Source organism: Henriciella sp. (assembly GCF_029936995.1).
Classification (GTDB): domain Bacteria; phylum Pseudomonadota; class Alphaproteobacteria; order Caulobacterales; family Hyphomonadaceae; genus Henriciella.
The window spans coordinates 280,744-295,953 of record NZ_JAPYRE010000001.1 but is presented as its reverse complement, the minus strand read 5'-3'; the positions used below and the strand labels follow the sequence as shown (position 1 = coordinate 295,953).

16 protein-coding genes are annotated in these 15,210 nt (G+C 60.7%); 2 read left to right on the top strand and 14 right to left on the bottom strand.

Annotated elements, in window-relative coordinates:
- The 11 genes from eda to miaA form a co-directional block, all read right to left on the bottom strand.
- Window positions 1–642, bottom strand: coding sequence for a bifunctional 4-hydroxy-2-oxoglutarate aldolase/2-dehydro-3-deoxy-phosphogluconate aldolase (gene eda / locus Q1K31_RS01470; protein WP_300375948.1), 642 nt, complete (start codon window positions 640–642; stop codon window positions 1–3).
- Window positions 639–1,619: a glucokinase gene (locus Q1K31_RS01465; protein WP_300375946.1), complete on the bottom strand. Its 981-nt coding sequence runs from the start codon at window positions 1,617–1,619 to the stop codon at window positions 639–641. The genes eda and Q1K31_RS01465 overlap by 4 nt, the downstream gene beginning before the upstream one ends.
- A 3-nt stretch (window positions 1,620–1,622) precedes the next feature.
- Entirely contained in the window at window positions 1,623–3,455 is a 1,833-nt protein-coding gene (gene edd, locus Q1K31_RS01460; RefSeq protein ID WP_300375944.1) for a phosphogluconate dehydratase, read from the bottom strand.
- Window positions 3,452–4,921 (bottom strand): glucose-6-phosphate dehydrogenase, encoded by a 1,470-nt coding sequence (gene zwf / locus Q1K31_RS01455; protein WP_300375942.1) that lies wholly within the window; start codon window positions 4,919–4,921, stop codon window positions 3,452–3,454. Before zwf ends, edd begins: the two co-directional genes overlap by 4 nt.
- 195 nt (window positions 4,922–5,116) lie before the next feature.
- On the bottom strand, window positions 5,117–5,533 hold the full coding sequence (locus tag Q1K31_RS01450) for a DUF3617 family protein (RefSeq protein ID WP_300375940.1): 417 nt from the start codon (window positions 5,531–5,533) through the stop codon (window positions 5,117–5,119).
- A gap of 116 nt (window positions 5,534–5,649) precedes the next feature.
- The gene (locus Q1K31_RS01445; RefSeq protein WP_300375938.1) at window positions 5,650–5,949 is read right to left on the bottom strand and encodes a hypothetical protein; all 300 of its coding nucleotides are present in this window, start codon (window positions 5,947–5,949) and stop codon (window positions 5,650–5,652) included.
- On the bottom strand, window positions 5,918–6,937 hold the full coding sequence (gene ilvC / locus Q1K31_RS01440; protein ID WP_300375936.1) for a ketol-acid reductoisomerase: 1,020 nt from the start codon (window positions 6,935–6,937) through the stop codon (window positions 5,918–5,920). Before ilvC ends, Q1K31_RS01445 begins: the two co-directional genes overlap by 32 nt.
- Window positions 6,938–6,943: 6 nt before the next feature.
- Window positions 6,944–7,453 (bottom strand): hypothetical protein, encoded by a 510-nt coding sequence (locus Q1K31_RS01435; RefSeq protein ID WP_300375934.1) that lies wholly within the window; start codon window positions 7,451–7,453, stop codon window positions 6,944–6,946.
- The gene (gene ilvN, locus Q1K31_RS01430; protein WP_367187510.1) at window positions 7,450–8,001 is read right to left on the bottom strand and encodes an acetolactate synthase small subunit; all 552 of its coding nucleotides are present in this window, start codon (window positions 7,999–8,001) and stop codon (window positions 7,450–7,452) included. Before ilvN ends, Q1K31_RS01435 begins: the two co-directional genes overlap by 4 nt.
- A gap of 28 nt (window positions 8,002–8,029) precedes the next feature.
- Entirely contained in the window at window positions 8,030–9,808 is a 1,779-nt protein-coding gene (locus Q1K31_RS01425) for an acetolactate synthase 3 large subunit (RefSeq protein ID WP_300375930.1), read from the bottom strand.
- Between the two features lie 192 nt (window positions 9,809–10,000).
- Window positions 10,001–10,933 (bottom strand): tRNA (adenosine(37)-N6)-dimethylallyltransferase MiaA, encoded by a 933-nt coding sequence (miaA, locus tag Q1K31_RS01420; RefSeq protein WP_300375928.1) that lies wholly within the window; start codon window positions 10,931–10,933, stop codon window positions 10,001–10,003.
- 48 nt (window positions 10,934–10,981) lie between these two features.
- On the opposite strand from miaA, the gene serB reads away from it, so the two are divergent.
- Window positions 10,982–11,911, top strand: coding sequence for a phosphoserine phosphatase SerB (gene serB, locus Q1K31_RS01415; protein ID WP_300375926.1), 930 nt, complete (start codon window positions 10,982–10,984; stop codon window positions 11,909–11,911).
- Between the two features lie 10 nt (window positions 11,912–11,921).
- Here serB and Q1K31_RS01410 read toward each other — a convergent pair whose 3' ends face one another.
- Window positions 11,922–12,779: a prephenate dehydratase gene (locus Q1K31_RS01410; RefSeq protein ID WP_300375924.1), complete on the bottom strand. Its 858-nt coding sequence runs from the start codon at window positions 12,777–12,779 to the stop codon at window positions 11,922–11,924.
- 285 nt (window positions 12,780–13,064) lie between these two features.
- Here Q1K31_RS01410 and Q1K31_RS01405 point away from each other — a divergent pair, with 285 nt between their 5' ends.
- Window positions 13,065–13,910, top strand: a complete 846-nt coding sequence (locus tag Q1K31_RS01405; RefSeq protein ID WP_300375922.1) for a cytochrome c family protein — start codon at window positions 13,065–13,067, stop codon at window positions 13,908–13,910.
- A 3-nt stretch (window positions 13,911–13,913) separates the two neighbouring features.
- On the opposite strand, the gene Q1K31_RS01400 is transcribed toward Q1K31_RS01405, so the two are convergent.
- The gene (locus tag Q1K31_RS01400; protein ID WP_300375920.1) at window positions 13,914–14,816 is read right to left on the bottom strand and encodes an NlpC/P60 family protein; all 903 of its coding nucleotides are present in this window, start codon (window positions 14,814–14,816) and stop codon (window positions 13,914–13,916) included.
- The gene (locus Q1K31_RS01395; RefSeq protein ID WP_300375918.1) at window positions 14,779–15,177 is read right to left on the bottom strand and encodes a MarR family transcriptional regulator; all 399 of its coding nucleotides are present in this window, start codon (window positions 15,175–15,177) and stop codon (window positions 14,779–14,781) included. Before Q1K31_RS01395 ends, Q1K31_RS01400 begins: the two co-directional genes overlap by 38 nt.
- Window positions 15,178–15,210 lie beyond the last annotated feature (33 nt).

The following is a 15,210-nucleotide window of genomic DNA, read 5'->3' as shown; positions in this document are numbered from 1 at the left end:
CTAGCTTCCCCGCCGCAACTTGGTCGCTGCCTTCGCCTTCTCCGTGATCGCACTCCAGTCGCCTCTTGCCATCTCGTCTTTCGTGGCGATCCAAGAGCCGCCGACCGCAATGACATTGGGCAGGGAGAGATAATCGGCAGCATTGTCCGGCGTGATCCCACCTGTCGGCATGAAGTCCATGTGCGGCAACGGGCCGGCCAGCGACTTCAGAAATTTGGCGCCGCCAGCCGCTTCTGCCGGGAAGAATTTCAGCACGCCATAGCCCTCATCGAAACGCGCCATCGCTTCGCTTGCCGTCGAGATGCCCGGCAGGATCACACCGTCGTGACGTCCGAGTGCATCCAGCAGCAGGGGCGATGTGCCCGGTGTGACGAGAAAGTCCGCGCCCGCCTTGAGCGCGGCATCCACATCGCCTTCCGAAATGATCGTACCGGCCCCGACCAGCAGCCTGTCCTGCGCGGCCTTCATGATACGGATGACATCGAGAGCTGCCGGGCTGCGCAGTGTGATTTCCGCCGAGGTCATGCCGCCTTTCACCAGTGCTTCGGCCAGAGGCTCGGCATGGGCGGCGTCCTCCACCGTCAGCACTGGAACGACAGGCGCTGCGTCTATCGCGGCCCGGAAGGCGGTCATGGTCTTCATTCTGGATTCCCTTTATCGAAATGCAGCGCGGCAGCGCCGACCAGTGCTGCCTCACCGGACAGCAGGAGGCGGATCGGTATGGGCGTCATATAGCTGCTCATGGGGCCGCGGTCGTTGAAGCGGGCCAGGGCTTCCGGCGCTGCCAGCCAGTTTTCCAGCCGCTCGGCGACCCCGCCCGTGATGACAACGCCGCCCCGCGTGCCATTCATCAGGGCGGCATCCCCCAGCGCAAACAGTGTACCGCGTGCCCTGATCTCGCAGATGTCACGGCAGATTCTGTCGCCTGCCTCAGCACGTGTCATGATCTCGCCCGGCCGCAATTCTTCCCAGCTGACCCCGTCGATCTCGCAGAGGGCCTTGTGGACGGCATTCAGGCCCGAGCCTGACAGCACGAGCTCACGCGAGACGTGGTCGTGTGTTTCACGCAGTTTTTCGGTGAGCGCCCACTCGCGCCGATTAGCAGGCGCGAAAGCGGCATGTCCGCCTTCCCCTGTTAGCACTTTCCAGCCCTGTGTGCCGACCGGGATCAGTGTTGCCATGCCAAGCCCTGTGCCCGGCCCGGAGACAAGGATCGGGTCACGCGAATGGTCGTCAACATCGCCTTCCTTCAAAAGCCGAAAGTCGCTTTCCGGCAATTCGGGAATGGCGCGGGCCATGGCCGCATAGTCATTGACGAGACGCACCCGTTTCAGGCTGGCGCGGTTTTCCAGCCGTTTTTCATCGACGATCCAGTCACGATTGGTCAGCCGGACGCTGCCTTCATCGACCGGTCCGGCAAGGGCGATCAGGGCCTGCTGCGGGGCGCTATTGCCCAGCTTGTCTATATAGACCGAGAGTGCATCATCGAAGGTCTCGAAGTCATCGCCGGGCATGACGCAGACATCGCTGATCACCGAATGACCGGCAAAGCCGCGACGCGCGATGGCAAAGCGCACATTCGTACCACCGATATCACCGACCAGGATGGACTCTGCCACGCTCTATCCTCCCACGGGCAGGAAGAAATCGAACAGGCTGCCCCCGGCTTCAGGGCGACCGGCATTATCGCGGAAAGCCGAGAACATTTCCCGGCCAAGCCCCTGCCCCCGGATGTTCGGGCGGAATTGTGCTGGCTCTCTGGCGGCGAATTCGTCCTCGGACACCTGAATGTCGAGACGGCCGGTTTCAGCATCCAGCCGGATCACGTCACCATCCTGCACCCGAGCCAGTGCACCGCCGCGCGCAGCTTCCGGCCCGACATGGATAGCCGCCGGGATCTTGCCGCTCGCCCCGGACATACGCCCGTCCGTGACCAGCGCGACCCTGTAGCCCTTGTCCTGCAACGCGCCGAGGGCCGGGGAAAGCGCATGGAGTTCCGGCATGCCGTTCGCCGCTGGTCCCTGGAAACGCACGACCGTAATCACATCCCGGTCAAGCTCGCCAGCCTTGAAGGCTTCCTTCAAAGCCTCCTGATTATCGAAGACGCGGGCGGGTGCCTCGATCACCATACGGTCCGGGTTGACCGAAGAGACCTTGATCACACCCCGGCCCAGCGGGCCATCCAGCATACGCAGGCCACCTTCGGGCTGGAACGGATCGGAGACGGGGCGCACGATATCGAGGTCACCGCTTTCTTTTGGCGCATCGCGGAACGCGATCTCGCCATTATCGAGCCAGGGCTCTCTCGCATGGTCGCTGAGCTTGCCCATGAGGGCACGCGCCTCGCCATTGAGCAGCCCGGCGTCTAGCAGTTCCTGCATGACGAAGCTCATACCACCAGCCGCCTGGAAGTGGTTCACATCAGCAGGCCCATTGGGATAGATGCGGCAGAGCAGCGGCGTAATGGCGCTTACATCCTCGAAATCTTCCAGCTCGATCCGGTAGCCGGAGGCTGCCGCCATGGCAGGGATATGCAACGCGTGATTTGTCGAGCCGCCAGTCGCCATTAGGCCGACCATGGCATTGACCCAGCTTTTTGCGTCGATCATTTCCCCCATCGGCGTATAGTCCCGCTTCACCGTCAGCTCGACGACGCGGCGTACGGCGGCCCGTGTCAGGGCTTCGCGCAGCGGCGTGCCGGGGTTCTCGAAAGCCGCGCCCGGCATATGCAGGCCCATCACTTCCATCAGCATCTGGTTGGAATTCGCCGTGCCATAGAAGGTGCAGGTGCCAGGGCTGTGATAACTCTCGGATTCTGCTTTCAGGAGCGCATCACGCCCGACCTTGCCCAGCGCATATTCCTGCCGGATGCGCTGCTTTTCCGGGTTTGGCAGGCCGGACGGCATCGGCCCGCCCGGCACGAAGATGTGTGGAAGCCAGCCGAACCGCAGCGCCGCAATCATCAGGCCCGGCACGATCTTGTCGCAGATGCCGAGATGCAGTGCGCCGTCGAACATGTCGTGGCTGAGCGACACCCCGGAGGCGAGTGCGATCACATCACGGGAAAACAGCGACAGCTCCATGCCCTGCTGGCCCTGCGTGACCCCGTCGCACATCGCCGGCACACCGCCCGCGACCTGCGCTGTCGCGTTCGCCTTGCGCGCCTCGTCCCGGATGATTTCAGGATAGTTCTCATACGGCGCATGCGCCGAGAGCATGTCATTATAGGCAGTGATCACGCCGATATTCGGCCAGTTCGCCCCGAGCAGCTGCGTCTTGTCCATCACCGCACAACCAGCCGAAGCATGGGCGAGATTGCCATCGGCGAGCTTCTCACGCGCAAACCCTTCCGGCTTTCGCGCGCGGATCAGTTCCAGATAGGCTTCACGCGTATCCTTCGATCGCGCCTCGATACGCTCTGTGACCTCTTTGATCTTCGGATGAAGGGTCGTCATTTTCCATTGCTCCACCAGTCGCGGTCATCCTCACGCAGCAACATGCGGGACTCGACCGGGCCATCCTCAAGCCCGGCGGAATAGGTGCGCATCGGCACCTTGGCGTCGTCCCAGGCTTCCAGCAGCCCGTCGACCCACTCCCACGCTTCCTCGACTTCCTCACGTCGCATGAAGAGGGCGAGATTGCCGCGCACGACGTCCATCAGCAGACGCTCATAGGCGTCCGGATAACGCACCTGAAACGTCTCGGCATAAGAGAGGTTCAATGGCAGGGACTGGACACGCAGGCCGCCCGGTCCCGGCTCCTTAATCTGGACATAGAGCTGCACGCCCTCATCCGGTTGCAGACGAATGATCAGCCGGTTGGAATGGGCCTGGTCCTCGCCGAACATCGCATGCGGGGCTTCGCGGAACTGCACCACGATCTCCGAGTGGCGAGAGCGCATCCGCTTGCCGGTGCGCAGATAGAACGGCACCCGCGACCAGCGCCAGTTATCGACCCAGGCTTTAAGCGCAACGAAGGTCTCGGTGCCACTTTCGCCTTCATCAAGCTCCTCGAGATAGCCTTTAACCTGCTCTCCATTGACGGTACCCGGCCCGTATTGCGCGCGTACAGTGTCCCGCCCGGCATATTTGGAGCGGACAGGCCGCAGCGCGTTCAGCACCTTGATCTTCTCGGTACGGATTTCATCCGCCTCGATGGAGTTCGGTGGTTCCATCGCAATCAGACAGAGCAGCTGAAGCAGATGGTTCTGCACCATGTCGCGGACCGCACCGGCACTGTCATAATAGCCTGCCCGGTCACCGACGCCGACATCCTCTGCGACCGTGATCTGGATATGATCGATGGCCGTGCGGTTCCAGAGCGGTTCGAACAGTGTATTGCCGAAACGCAGGACCAGCAGGTTCTGGACGGTTTCCTTGCCGAGATAATGATCGATCCGGTAGATGCGGTCCTCGCTGAACACCGCGCCGACCCCGGCATTGATTGCCTTTGCGGACTCAAGGTCGGTTCCGATCGGCTTTTCCAGCACGAGGCGCGCATCCCCCTTTGCAAGCCCTGCCTTGCCGATGGCCTGGCAAATGGGAACGTAGATTTTCGGCGTGACCGCAAGATAGAATATCGACGGGCGGTCGTCATCGCTCAAGCGCGATGTCAGCGCCTCCCAGTCGGCGTCCTCTTTGGTTGCGTCGAGGCAGGCATAGGAAAGAAGCTTTTCGAACTGCGTCCAGGCTTTCGCATCGAAATCCTCTCCAGTGGACGTCTTGCAGGCATCGCGCGCGAGGCTGCGGAAGTCTGCATCGCTCAACTCACTGCGCGAGACCCCGACGATACGGGAGGCTTCCGGGATCTGCCCGTCAACGAAACGATGGTAGAGCGCCGGCAGCAGCTTGCGCCGCGACAGGTCCCCCGTGCCTCCGAAAATGACGATGTCGAATGTATCGACGGGTATGAATTTTGCCATGTTCCCCAAGTCTGTATGTGGCCCATATACCGGTGTCAAAGCGAAGACAGGCGATCTTCACCAGACAGTCCTCATCTGCCTGTCCTGTGCGCAACGCTGACCGCCAGATACTAGAAATATTGTCTTGTTAGCGCTACCACAAGTGAGGCGCTTTGCAAGCCAGCGGGTCCGGTTTTTTGATAATACAGGAAGGTGTCAGGAACAGGACGGGCTTAGCTTCGTCGCGGACGCGGAGATGATGACCGGCACGCGGCTGTCTGCTGTGCCGGTCCAGCCCGTGGCACTGAGGTTTGCATCCGATGCCCCTGTGACCAGGCGGCCGGTCAGTTCACCGTCAGGCCCACCGGTGCAGCGAAGCGTGAAATGGTAGCCATCGCTCTCCTGGCCGCCGCTCGTGACCCGGCAATTCGGATTGATGTCATTGAGCAGGCTCTCATAAGAGGCCCGGGCCATCTCCTGATCGACACAATGCGTGCCCCGATCGCGCATCGGGATCGGCCCGAGGGCGGTGGTTGCCTCATAAGACCAGAGGCCGGGCGTCACATCTCCCTCCGCGAAGGCCAGAGGTGCCATGAGGAATGGCAGTGTGGCAGCAGCAATTAGGGTTTTCATCCGGTCACATCCTTTGGGTCAGCCATGGAGATATTGCCGTGCAGGCGCTCGCGCACAACACAAGGATGTTTAATTCGCCATTCAGGCAGAATTCAGGCCGGGTGTGGACGAAGTGTTCATGAGGGTTCAGCTTCAGGCCTGAAGCCCAGCACGAAATCGACCACTTTCACTTCCGGCATCTCGCACGGCTTCAGGCGCGGTTTGCCGCCCGCCCGGTAGAGATTGAAGCTGACATGGTCATTACCGCCAAGCTCTTCGCCATAGAGTTTCACGCGGCGGCCGTCTGATGAGCGCTCAAGCGTCACACCCCAGCGCACACCGAAATAGTCGCCCTGGCTGTAGCCGGTCGGCAGCTCAGCCAGGGCGGTCAGGAAATCCGCGAACCTAGTTGCGCGACTTGTCGACGAGGCGGTCATTCTGCGCCCATTGCATCATGCCGCGCAGCTTCTCGCCAACCTCCTCGATGAGGTGGTCGTTCATCCGCGCCCGCTTGGCATGGAAACCCGGCGCGCCGGCCTGGTTCTCCAGCACCCAGTTGCGTGCGAAAGTGCCGTCCTGGATGTCTTCCAGCACCTTCTTCATCTCCTTCTTCGTCTCTGACGTCACGACGCGCGGGCCGGAGACATACTCGCCGAACTCGGCGGTGTTGGAGATCGAGTAGTTCATGTTGGCGATGCCGCCCTCATAGATGAGGTCGACGATCAGCTTGGTCTCGTGCAGGCATTCGAAATACGCCATCTCCGGCGCGTATCCGGCTTCCACCAGCGTCTCGAAGCCGGCCTTGATCAGCTCGACGATGCCGCCGCAGAGCACGGCCTGCTCGCCGAAGAGGTCGGTCTCGGTCTCTTCGCGGAACGAGGTCTCGATGACGCCGGCGCGAGTGTTGCCGATGGCCTTGGAGTATGAGAGCGCGACATCCTTCGCGCTGCCGGTGGCATCCTGATGGATCGCCACAAGTCCCGGCAGGCCAAAGCCGCGCTGGTACTGGTCGCGCAGCGTGTGGCCCGGGCCCTTCGGCGCCGAGAGCGACACGTCCACGCCTTCCGGCGGGCGGATCAGGTTGTAGTGAATGTTGAAGCCGTGGCCGAACATGATGTGCTGGCCTTCGCGCACATGCGGCTCGATCTCGTTGGCCCAGAGCACGGCCTGCTTCTCATCCGGGATGAGGATCATGACGATATCGGCCCATTTGGTGGCTTCCGCCGGGGTCATGACTTTCAGCCCTTCGGCCTCGGTCTTCTTGCGTGAGCCTGAGCCCTCCTGCAGGCCGACGCAGACCTCCTTCACGCCACTGTCGCGCGCATTCAGCACATGCGCATGGCCCTGGCTGCCATAGCCGATGACAGCGACTTTCTTGGACTGAATGAGGCCGAGGTCGGCATCCTTTTCGTAATAGACTTTCACTTTGGCTTACTCCTTGATGCCCGCCAATGCGGGGAATGAACTTTGCAAAAATGGTTTGATGTTGGTGAGAAATACCAACGCCATTCCATTGACGTTGATGTCTGCTTTCTCAGGAAAATCTTTCGTGGTGACGCGAACTGAAAAAGGAGCGTGATTTCTCGTCGTGCCCTTGAAACGCTGCCGTTGAACAGTTTCGACATAGTCGACCTCAAGATTAACGTAGTGAATGATCCGATTGGTTGCGAAATCGAACCGATCAAGCCAATTCACTTGTCGCGTGTACTGAGGATTATGGTATGGGCGCTCAACAATGAGTTGTTCGTTTTTCAAACTGGTATTTTGAACCAAACGCCTCGCGTGGACTGAAAACGAAACCAAGTCACGCACAAAGAGCTCCGATACCTCATTGTTCCATTCAGCCGGAAAAACGGCTTCGGTCATCGAAAAGAGGCTAAGCGCCAAAGAATTTGCTGGTCTGTAGCTCGAAAGTAGAGCCGTCATTTTACCATCGTTCATCCCGCCTCCTTGCCGCGCTTGATCGACAGCACGCCGGTGCGGCTGACTTCTACAAGCCCGAGCGGGTCCATGAGTTCGCTGAACTGGTCGATCTTCTCCGAGGTGCCGGTGACCTCGAAGATGAAGCTCTCATTCGTCGTATCGATGACGTGCGCGCGGAAGATCTCACCAATGCGCAGCGCCTCGACGCGCTTGTCCCCGGTCCCGGCGACCTTGACCAGCGCCAGCTCGCGCTCGATGCCGCGCTTCGACTTCGTGATGTCGATGACGCTCGCCACGGGCACGAGCCGCAACAGCTGTGCCTCGATCTGCTCCAGCATGTGGGCGGTGCCGGTGGTGACGATGGTGATGCGCGAGCGGTGCTTGTCGCGATCCACCTCGGCCACCGTCAGGCTCTCGATGTTGTAGCCGCGTGCGGAGAAGAGCCCGACCACACGGCCGAGTACACCCGGTTCATTGTCGACAAGCACGGCGAGGGTCCGACGCTCCTCGGCTTCCTCCTCATGGTCCATGTCATAGGCGCTTGCAGGGATCGGTTCGCGGCTCATGAAAGTCATCTCCTTAGCGACAGCCGGGCTAGACCAGCTTACGGCCTTCCTCGTCGATTTCATCCCCGGAGATGCTACCGAGAATCATCTCATTGTGCGCCGCGCCCGACGGGATCATCGGGAAGCAGTTCTCCGCCTTCGTGACCAGGCAGTCGAAGATCACCGGCCCGTCATGGTCGATCATTTCGATGATCTTCGCGTCGAGTTCACCCGGCTCGCTGCACTGGATGCCATGCGCGCCATAGGCTTCCGCGAGCTTCACGAAGTCCGGCAGGCTTTCCGAGTATGAGTGCGAATAGCGCTCGCCATGCAGAAGCTCCTGCCACTGACGCACCATGCCCATCCACTCATTGTTGAGGATGAAGATCTTGACGGGCAGCTTGTGCTGAACGGCGGTGGAGATTTCCTGCATCACCATCTGGACGGAAGCCTCCCCGGCAATGTCGATGACGAGGCTGTCTGGATGGGCCGCCTGCACACCGACGGCTGCGGGAAGGCCATAGCCCATCGTGCCGAGCCCGCCGCTCGTCATCCAGCGGTTCGGTTCCTCGAAGTGATAGTATTGTGCCGCCCACATCTGGTGCTGGCCGACCTCGGTCGTGATGTAGGTATCGCGGGCCTTTGTCAGCTCATACAGGCGCTGGACGGCGTATTGCGGACGGATCGAGCCCTCATTCGGCGGATAGGCGAAACAGTCGCGCGCGCGCCACGTATCGATCTGGGCTTTCCAGCCCGACAGGTCCGGCGTCTCGCCCGCCATCTCTTTCCAGCCATCGAGCATGGCCTGCATGGCATTCCTGCAATCGGCAACGACCGGCACGTCCACCCGGATGATCTTGTTGATGGAAGACGGGTCGATGTCGATATGGACCTTTTTCGAGCCAGGCGAAAAGGCAGAAATCTTGCCCGTCACCCGGTCATCGAAGCGCGCACCGATACAGATCATCAGGTCGCAATCATGCATGGCATTGTTCGCTTCATAGGCCCCGTGCATGCCGACCATGCCGAGCCAGTCTGGGTGGCTTGCCGGGAACGCACCGAGCCCCATGAGTGTCGAGGTCACGGGAAAGCCGGTCGCGGCCTGAAGTTCACGCAGCAGGGTCGAAGCTTCCGGCCCGGAATTGATGACGCCACCACCTGTATAGAAGAGCGGCCGGCGCGCCGTCTTCATCAACTCCAGCACATCCCGAATGGCCTGCGGGGCAGGCTCGGTCTTCGGCTGGTAGGTCGGCTTGTAGACGCCTTCCTTGCCGATATAGGTCCCGGTCGAGAACTGGACGTCTTTCGGAATGTCGATGACCACGGGACCGGGCCGTCCGGAGGTCGCGATCAGGAAGGCCTCATGAACCGTGCGCGCCAGGTCTTCCACGTCCGTGACGAGGTAATTGTGCTTGGCGCAGCAGCGCGTGATACCGACCGTGTCGCACTCCTGGAAGGCATCCGTGCCAATCAGGTGGGTCGGGACCTGGCCGGAAATGACCACCATCGGAATGGAATCCATCATCGCATCAGTGATCGGCGTGACCATGTTGGTCGCGCCCGGCCCGGAGGTGACGAGCGCCACGCCGCACTTTCCCGTCGAACGGGCATACCCTTCCGCGGCATGGCCTGCGCCCTGTTCATGGCGCACCAGCACATGGCGGATCGAGGGTTCTGAATAGATCGCGTCATAGATCGGTAGCACCGCCCCGCCAGGGTAGCCGAACATTACGTCGACCCCCTGCTCCTTCAGCGCAGCAATGACGATGTCTGCGCCGGTCATCTGGCGGGCATCGGTATCTGTCTCTGTAAGGGTCTGGGTATCCATGACTGTCTCGTTCAATCCGTTTTCGTTTTTCCTGCGACCTGAAAAGAAAAAAGGGCCTCGTTTGAGACCCTTCCATACGCACCCGTGCCGACATCTCAGATGTCAGTCACGGGTGACCAATAAGTACGACGACCTTCTGCTGGCGCAAGGCTGTTTCCTCCAAATCGCAAATGGGGCATAACCTGCCTCAGCTTAGCGGTCAACCTCCTTGTAAAGGGCAGAAACAACCCTCATCCGGACGGAAAGCTCCGCAGACGGAATACGCGGCCAGAACGGAAATTGCCGCCCGATCCAGGTAAACTGCCGCTTGGCATAGCGGCGCGTATCGCGCTTGGCATTCTCGGCCGCGGTGTTTGCATCTATCTCGCCACGAATGAAGGCAGACAGCCACGGCATGCCGTGGGCCTTCATCGCCGGAAGCTCGGGATCGATGCCGAGGGCGACCAGCTTTCGCGCCTCTTCCATAGCCCCCTCCATGAGCATCCCCTCGAAGCGCTTGTCGATGCGGGCATAGAGTTTGGCGCGCGGCGGCGTCAGGGCGACACCCAGCCATTCATCATTGTTGAGGACCGGCTTGGAGCGCTGGTTCTGGAAGCTCGTGAGCGGTTTGCCCGTGGCGAGCCAGACCTCGTAGGCCCTCGAAAGACGCTGACGGTCATTGTCGTCAATGCGGGCCGCCGCGTCCGGGTCGACCGACTGTAACCGGATCTTGAGACCGCGCACCCCGTCCGCCTTGGCGATCTCGAGAACCTCATGCCGGGTTTCCTCCGGCACGGGCGGGATTTCCGACAGGCCTTGTGTCAGCGCCAGCAGGTAAAGCCCAGTACCGCCAACCACGACAGCCGTCTTGCCGCGCTTCTGGATATCCTCGATGACCGGACGCGCCTGTTCCAGCCATTCGCCGGTGGAAAACCTCTCGCTGACCGGGACGTGTCCGAACAGGTGGTGCGCCACCCCATCCATCTCGGCTTCGCTGGGGCGCGCGGAGATGACATTCAATTCGCGGTAGACCTGCATGGAATCCGCATTGACGATCTCGCCATTGATCTTTCGGGCAATCTGAATGGAGAGGTCTGTCTTGCCGCTGGCGGTTGGCCCATGGATCAGGATTGCAGGTCTCATCATTTAGCAATTAAGAGGTTTGGGGCCCGAGGTTAAGTAAGGACAGTGTCAATGGATGAAAAAACGTCAGATTACAGCCATGTCGTCACAGTTGTGGCACCCGGCGGAGAAAGCCTGCAAATCATTGGCGACACGCTGGAATCCGCGCTGCGTGAGGCAAATGCAAAAGACTTCGGCCCAGTCCGCATGCTGAGTGGTGACGGACACTTCACGGCCATCGAACAGGCTGTCGACACCAGGAACCCGCAACCTTTGCGCAAACAGCTGGAGGCAATTTTCGCCGGCAAGGCGGACATCTGTGTTTCCCCAAGCACAAACCGGCGGAAGAAACTGCTTATCTCGGACATGGATTCTACCATTATCGAGCAGGAGTGCCTTGACGAACTCGCCGATTTCGCCGGCCTTAAGGCAGAAATCTCCGCAATCACCGAACGCGCCATGCAGGGCGAACTGAATTTCGAGGAAGCGCTTCGAGAACGCGTGGGCATGCTGGACGGGCTTGGCCTCGAGACGCTGGAGACGTGTCATCGTGAGCGCATCACGCTGATGCCCGGCGCGGAAACACTCGTGGCCACCATGTCTGCCGAGGGCGCGCGCTGCGTACTCGTTTCTGGCGGCTTCACCTATTTCACCTCCCGCATTGCGGAGATGGCTGGCTTTCACACCCATCAGGGCAACACGCTGCTCGACAATGGCAAGGCGCTGACCGGCAAGGTCGGTGAGCCGATTCTCGGGCGCGAAGCCAAGCTCGCCGCGCTAAACACGGAGATGAAAGAGCTCGGCCTGTCGGCTGAAGAGACGCTTGCCATGGGTGATGGCGCCAATGACCTCGCCATGATCGAGGCCTCAGGTCTCGGCATCGCCTACCGCGCCAAACCGGTCGTCGCCGAAGCGGCCCACTGCGGAATTTCCGTCACGGACCTGACGGCCGCGCTCTATTTTCAGGGCTATTCAGACAGCGAGATCGTCTGGAAGCACTAGGGCTGGCCTGTTACCGCACTGCGCTGTAGCGTTTCGGGTCGCCGGAAAAGACGCCGATGATCTTCAGCGAGCTGGAGAAGAAGCCAAGCTCTTCCAGCGCCAGCTGGACCGGGCGTTCATCCGGATGGCCCTCGATCTCGGCGTAAAACTGGGTCGCGGTGAAAGACCCGTCGATCTGGTAGCTTTCCAGCTTGGTCATGTTGACGCCATTGGTCGCAAATCCGCCCATCGCCTTGTAGAGCGCGGCCGGGATATTGCGGACCTGGAACAGGAAGGACGTGATCGTCGGACCGTCCGTGGCGTCATGCTCAACCGGCTCCGGGGCCATGATGACGAAGCGCGTCGTGTTGTGGTCATGGTCCTCGATATTGCGGGCAAGGATGTCGAGACCATACACCTCGGCGGCCAGTTCCGGCGCGATGGCGGCGACGGACGGATCACCCGTCTCCGCTACGATACGCGCCGCACCGGCCGTATCCGCAGCGATCACGGCCTGGATGCCATTCTCCCGCAGGAAGGCCCGGCACTGGCCAAGCGCCATGATATGGGAATGGGCAACCTTAACCTCGTCCAGCATCGTGCCTTTCAGCGCCATCAGCTGGAACCGGATCGGCATGAAGTGCTCGCCAATCATGTGCAGCGTGGTGCCGGGCAGCAGGTGGTGGATGTCCCCCACCCGGCCGGCAATCGTATTCTCCACCGGGATCATGGCGAGATCGGCCTCGCCGCGCTCGACGGCATATAGAACGTCCTCGAACGTCTTGCAGGCGACAGGCTCCATTTCCGGATACGTTTCCTTGCAGGCGATATGTGAGTTTGCGCCCGCTTCGCCCTGATAGGCGATCCTGCCTGTTTTCATCTCGTTCATTGTCTCGTCCGGATCCTGTCTGAAGCCTGCAAACGCCGCCTGTGGCCCGTGCGCGCCCTGCCATGCGCGAGCTGTGAGCGCATTTCAAGTGCCGATTCGCCCGAAAGCCTTTCTGCCGGACCGCTGGCGCACCATGACCACACCACCACAACACCGCACAAAGTGCGCCGTTTCGCCGCTATATCCCCCCGCGCATCCTGCAAAGCATCCCGTTATATTGCCTCCGACTCGATAGCGTGCCAGAAGGCGCGCGTCACATAAGATAACCAAACAAGGACGATCCCGATGGGCGATCTCTTCTGGAACAAGATTTTCGCGTGCATTCTCGCCGTAGTGCTGGGCATCATGGCGTTGCAGCAACTCTCCAGCATGGTCTTCTCCTCCGGTCATGGCGGCGGCCATCACGGTGAAGAGGAAGGCACGCTCAATGACTGGGCGCACAGCCGGTTTGCCTATTACACCGATATTGCAGAAACCGCGGCTGCTGGTGGCGGCGAAGAGGAAGTCTATGATCTCGGCGCCCTGCTCGCGAATGCCGACGTCAGCAGCGGCGAACGTGCCTTCAAGTCGAAGTGCACGACCTGCCACACCATCGAACAGGGTGGCGGCAATGGCACAGGCCCGAACCTGCACGGCATCATGACGGCGACACACGCCCATAATGACAGCTTTGGTTACTCCTCCGCGATGCAGGCATCCGCAGGCGAGCCGTGGACCTATGAGTCCATCGACAAGTGGCTCGAAAACCCGTCCAGCTATATCCGCGGCACCACGATGGCTTTCGCCGGCCTCCGCCGTGATGACGAGCGCGCCAACGTGATCGCCTATCTCGCTGAAAACACGCCGAACGCACCGGCCTTCCCGGAACCGCTGCCTGAGGAAGAGGAAGATGAAGGCGCAGAGGGCGAAGAAGGTGGCGAAGCCACTGAAGCCTCTGCCGAGGGCGAGGCTGTCGAAACCACTGTCGACTCCGAGACCGCCGAAGAAACTCCACCCGAAGCTACAGGTGAGATTGAGACCCAGGACACCGTAACTGACCGGGATTCCGAGGCCGAAGGCAATGAGAGCGAAGTCGAGCTTGCACCGGACACAGACGCGGATGCTGAAGAAGGCGACAGCGAGGAAGAGTAGGCCTCAGCCTTTCAGCCAGTCAGGTTCAACTTCCCTCAGCGAAGAGATATCAATGCGGCGGGCCCCAATGGGCTCGCCGTAAATTTTTGCGATACGCTGAACTGCTCCACTCAGGGGCTCTGCGGCTACGGCCATGTGCCAGGCATTGGCGTGCAACAGCGTCGAACTGTCCAGCATGATGCCGACATGGCCTTTCCAGAAGACGAGATCGCCCCGCTTCAGCCCATCAGGGGCTTGCCAGTCCTCTACAGCTTCTCCGCACCAGCCAAACTGCATGTCGCTGTCACGCGGCAGCAGTACGCCACATGCCAGATAGGCCGCGCGCGTCAGGCCCGTGCAATCGAGCCCAAGGCTCTCACATCCGCCCCAAAGATAGGGCGCATGCAGAAATCGCTCTGCAACAGAAGCCGCGTCATCTTCGAAAATGCCCGCTTCGGCGACATGCTGCTCAGGCAGCCAGCCGCCACCAGCAAGCTGCAAAAAACGCCCCTCCTGCCCTATCACGCTCAGTTTGCTGCCGAGTGATACCATAAAGAGCGGAGCCGATTTCAGATCAGGCTCTGAATAGGCATAGGTGCGCAGGGCGATGACCTTGTGGTTTGTCTCGTAAATAGCCGCCGACAATGCATCTATCCGCGCCCAACCGACATAGCGATCACGATGCAGCTGAACATGCGCGTAGCCGCCTTCCCGCTCGAACACGCTCAGCGTTTCACCATGCAGCGCCTGGGTAACCATTTCAGCGTCCGCGCGCGGTGCGTCATGCACTGCTACAGCGCCAACACCGACCTGCATCGGCTCACCTGACAGTCCCTGTGGCGGGCTCAGGCGTTTGTCGTTGAATTCCGGCATACCACTCCCGGTCGTGTCAGGCCGCTTTCGGTTCAGGCCGGGCTTCAGTTTCATTCCCGGTCTGTATCTGGGAGATATCCTCACCCGCCCCAGCGGCAACAATAAGGCCGGAGAAATTGCGCAGCCAGTCCATACCCTTGGTCGTACGTTCAACGAAGATGCTACGCATGTCGTTCTCATCACGACGACGGCGCACAAAGCCTGCCTTCTCCAGCATGTCGACCGCCCGTGTGACGGCCGGCTTGGCAAGATTCAAACCGGCCGCGAGCCCGCGCACGGTATGCGGGCCGTTCTGAAGCGCAATCGTCATGAAAATGGCCTGCTGACGGGCCGACAGGTCAAGCTCAGAGGTGCGGACATAGGACGAAACGGCCCGACGCCACAGATCGAGGGACTGTCTTTCACTCATCGCCATGACCGGATTCTCCTTGCCGCGCGTTTTTCGTTT

Coding starts and splice junctions, on each gene's coding strand:
- miaA (WP_300375928.1), bottom strand. CDS start 10,933: ATGATGAGACCTGCAATCCTGATCCATGGGCCAACCGCCAGCGGCAAG.
- Q1K31_RS01450 (WP_300375940.1), bottom strand. CDS start 5,533: ATGAAAACCCTAATTGCTGCTGCCACACTGCCATTCCTCATGGCACCT.
- Q1K31_RS01410 (WP_300375924.1), bottom strand. CDS start 12,779: ATGAACGAGATGAAAACAGGCAGGATCGCCTATCAGGGCGAAGCGGGC.
- edd (WP_300375944.1), bottom strand. CDS start 3,455: ATGACGACCCTTCATCCGAAGATCAAAGAGGTCACAGAGCGTATCGAG.
- Q1K31_RS01405 (WP_300375922.1), top strand. CDS start 13,065: ATGGGCGATCTCTTCTGGAACAAGATTTTCGCGTGCATTCTCGCCGTA.
- Q1K31_RS01435 (WP_300375934.1), bottom strand. CDS start 7,453: ATGAACGATGGTAAAATGACGGCTCTACTTTCGAGCTACAGACCAGCA.
- Q1K31_RS01395 (WP_300375918.1), bottom strand. CDS start 15,177: ATGGCGATGAGTGAAAGACAGTCCCTCGATCTGTGGCGTCGGGCCGTT.
- Q1K31_RS01400 (WP_300375920.1), bottom strand. CDS start 14,816: ATGAAACTGAAGCCCGGCCTGAACCGAAAGCGGCCTGACACGACCGGG.
- Q1K31_RS01445 (WP_300375938.1), bottom strand. CDS start 5,949: ATGACCGCCTCGTCGACAAGTCGCGCAACTAGGTTCGCGGATTTCCTG.
- ilvN (WP_367187510.1), bottom strand. CDS start 8,001: ATGAGCCGCGAACCGATCCCTGCAAGCGCCTATGACATGGACCATGAG.
- zwf (WP_300375942.1), bottom strand. CDS start 4,921: ATGGCAAAATTCATACCCGTCGATACATTCGACATCGTCATTTTCGGA.
- serB (WP_300375926.1), top strand. CDS start 10,982: ATGGATGAAAAAACGTCAGATTACAGCCATGTCGTCACAGTTGTGGCA.
- eda (WP_300375948.1), bottom strand. CDS start 642: ATGAAGACCATGACCGCCTTCCGGGCCGCGATAGACGCAGCGCCTGTC.
- Q1K31_RS01425 (WP_300375930.1), bottom strand. CDS start 9,808: ATGGATACCCAGACCCTTACAGAGACAGATACCGATGCCCGCCAGATG.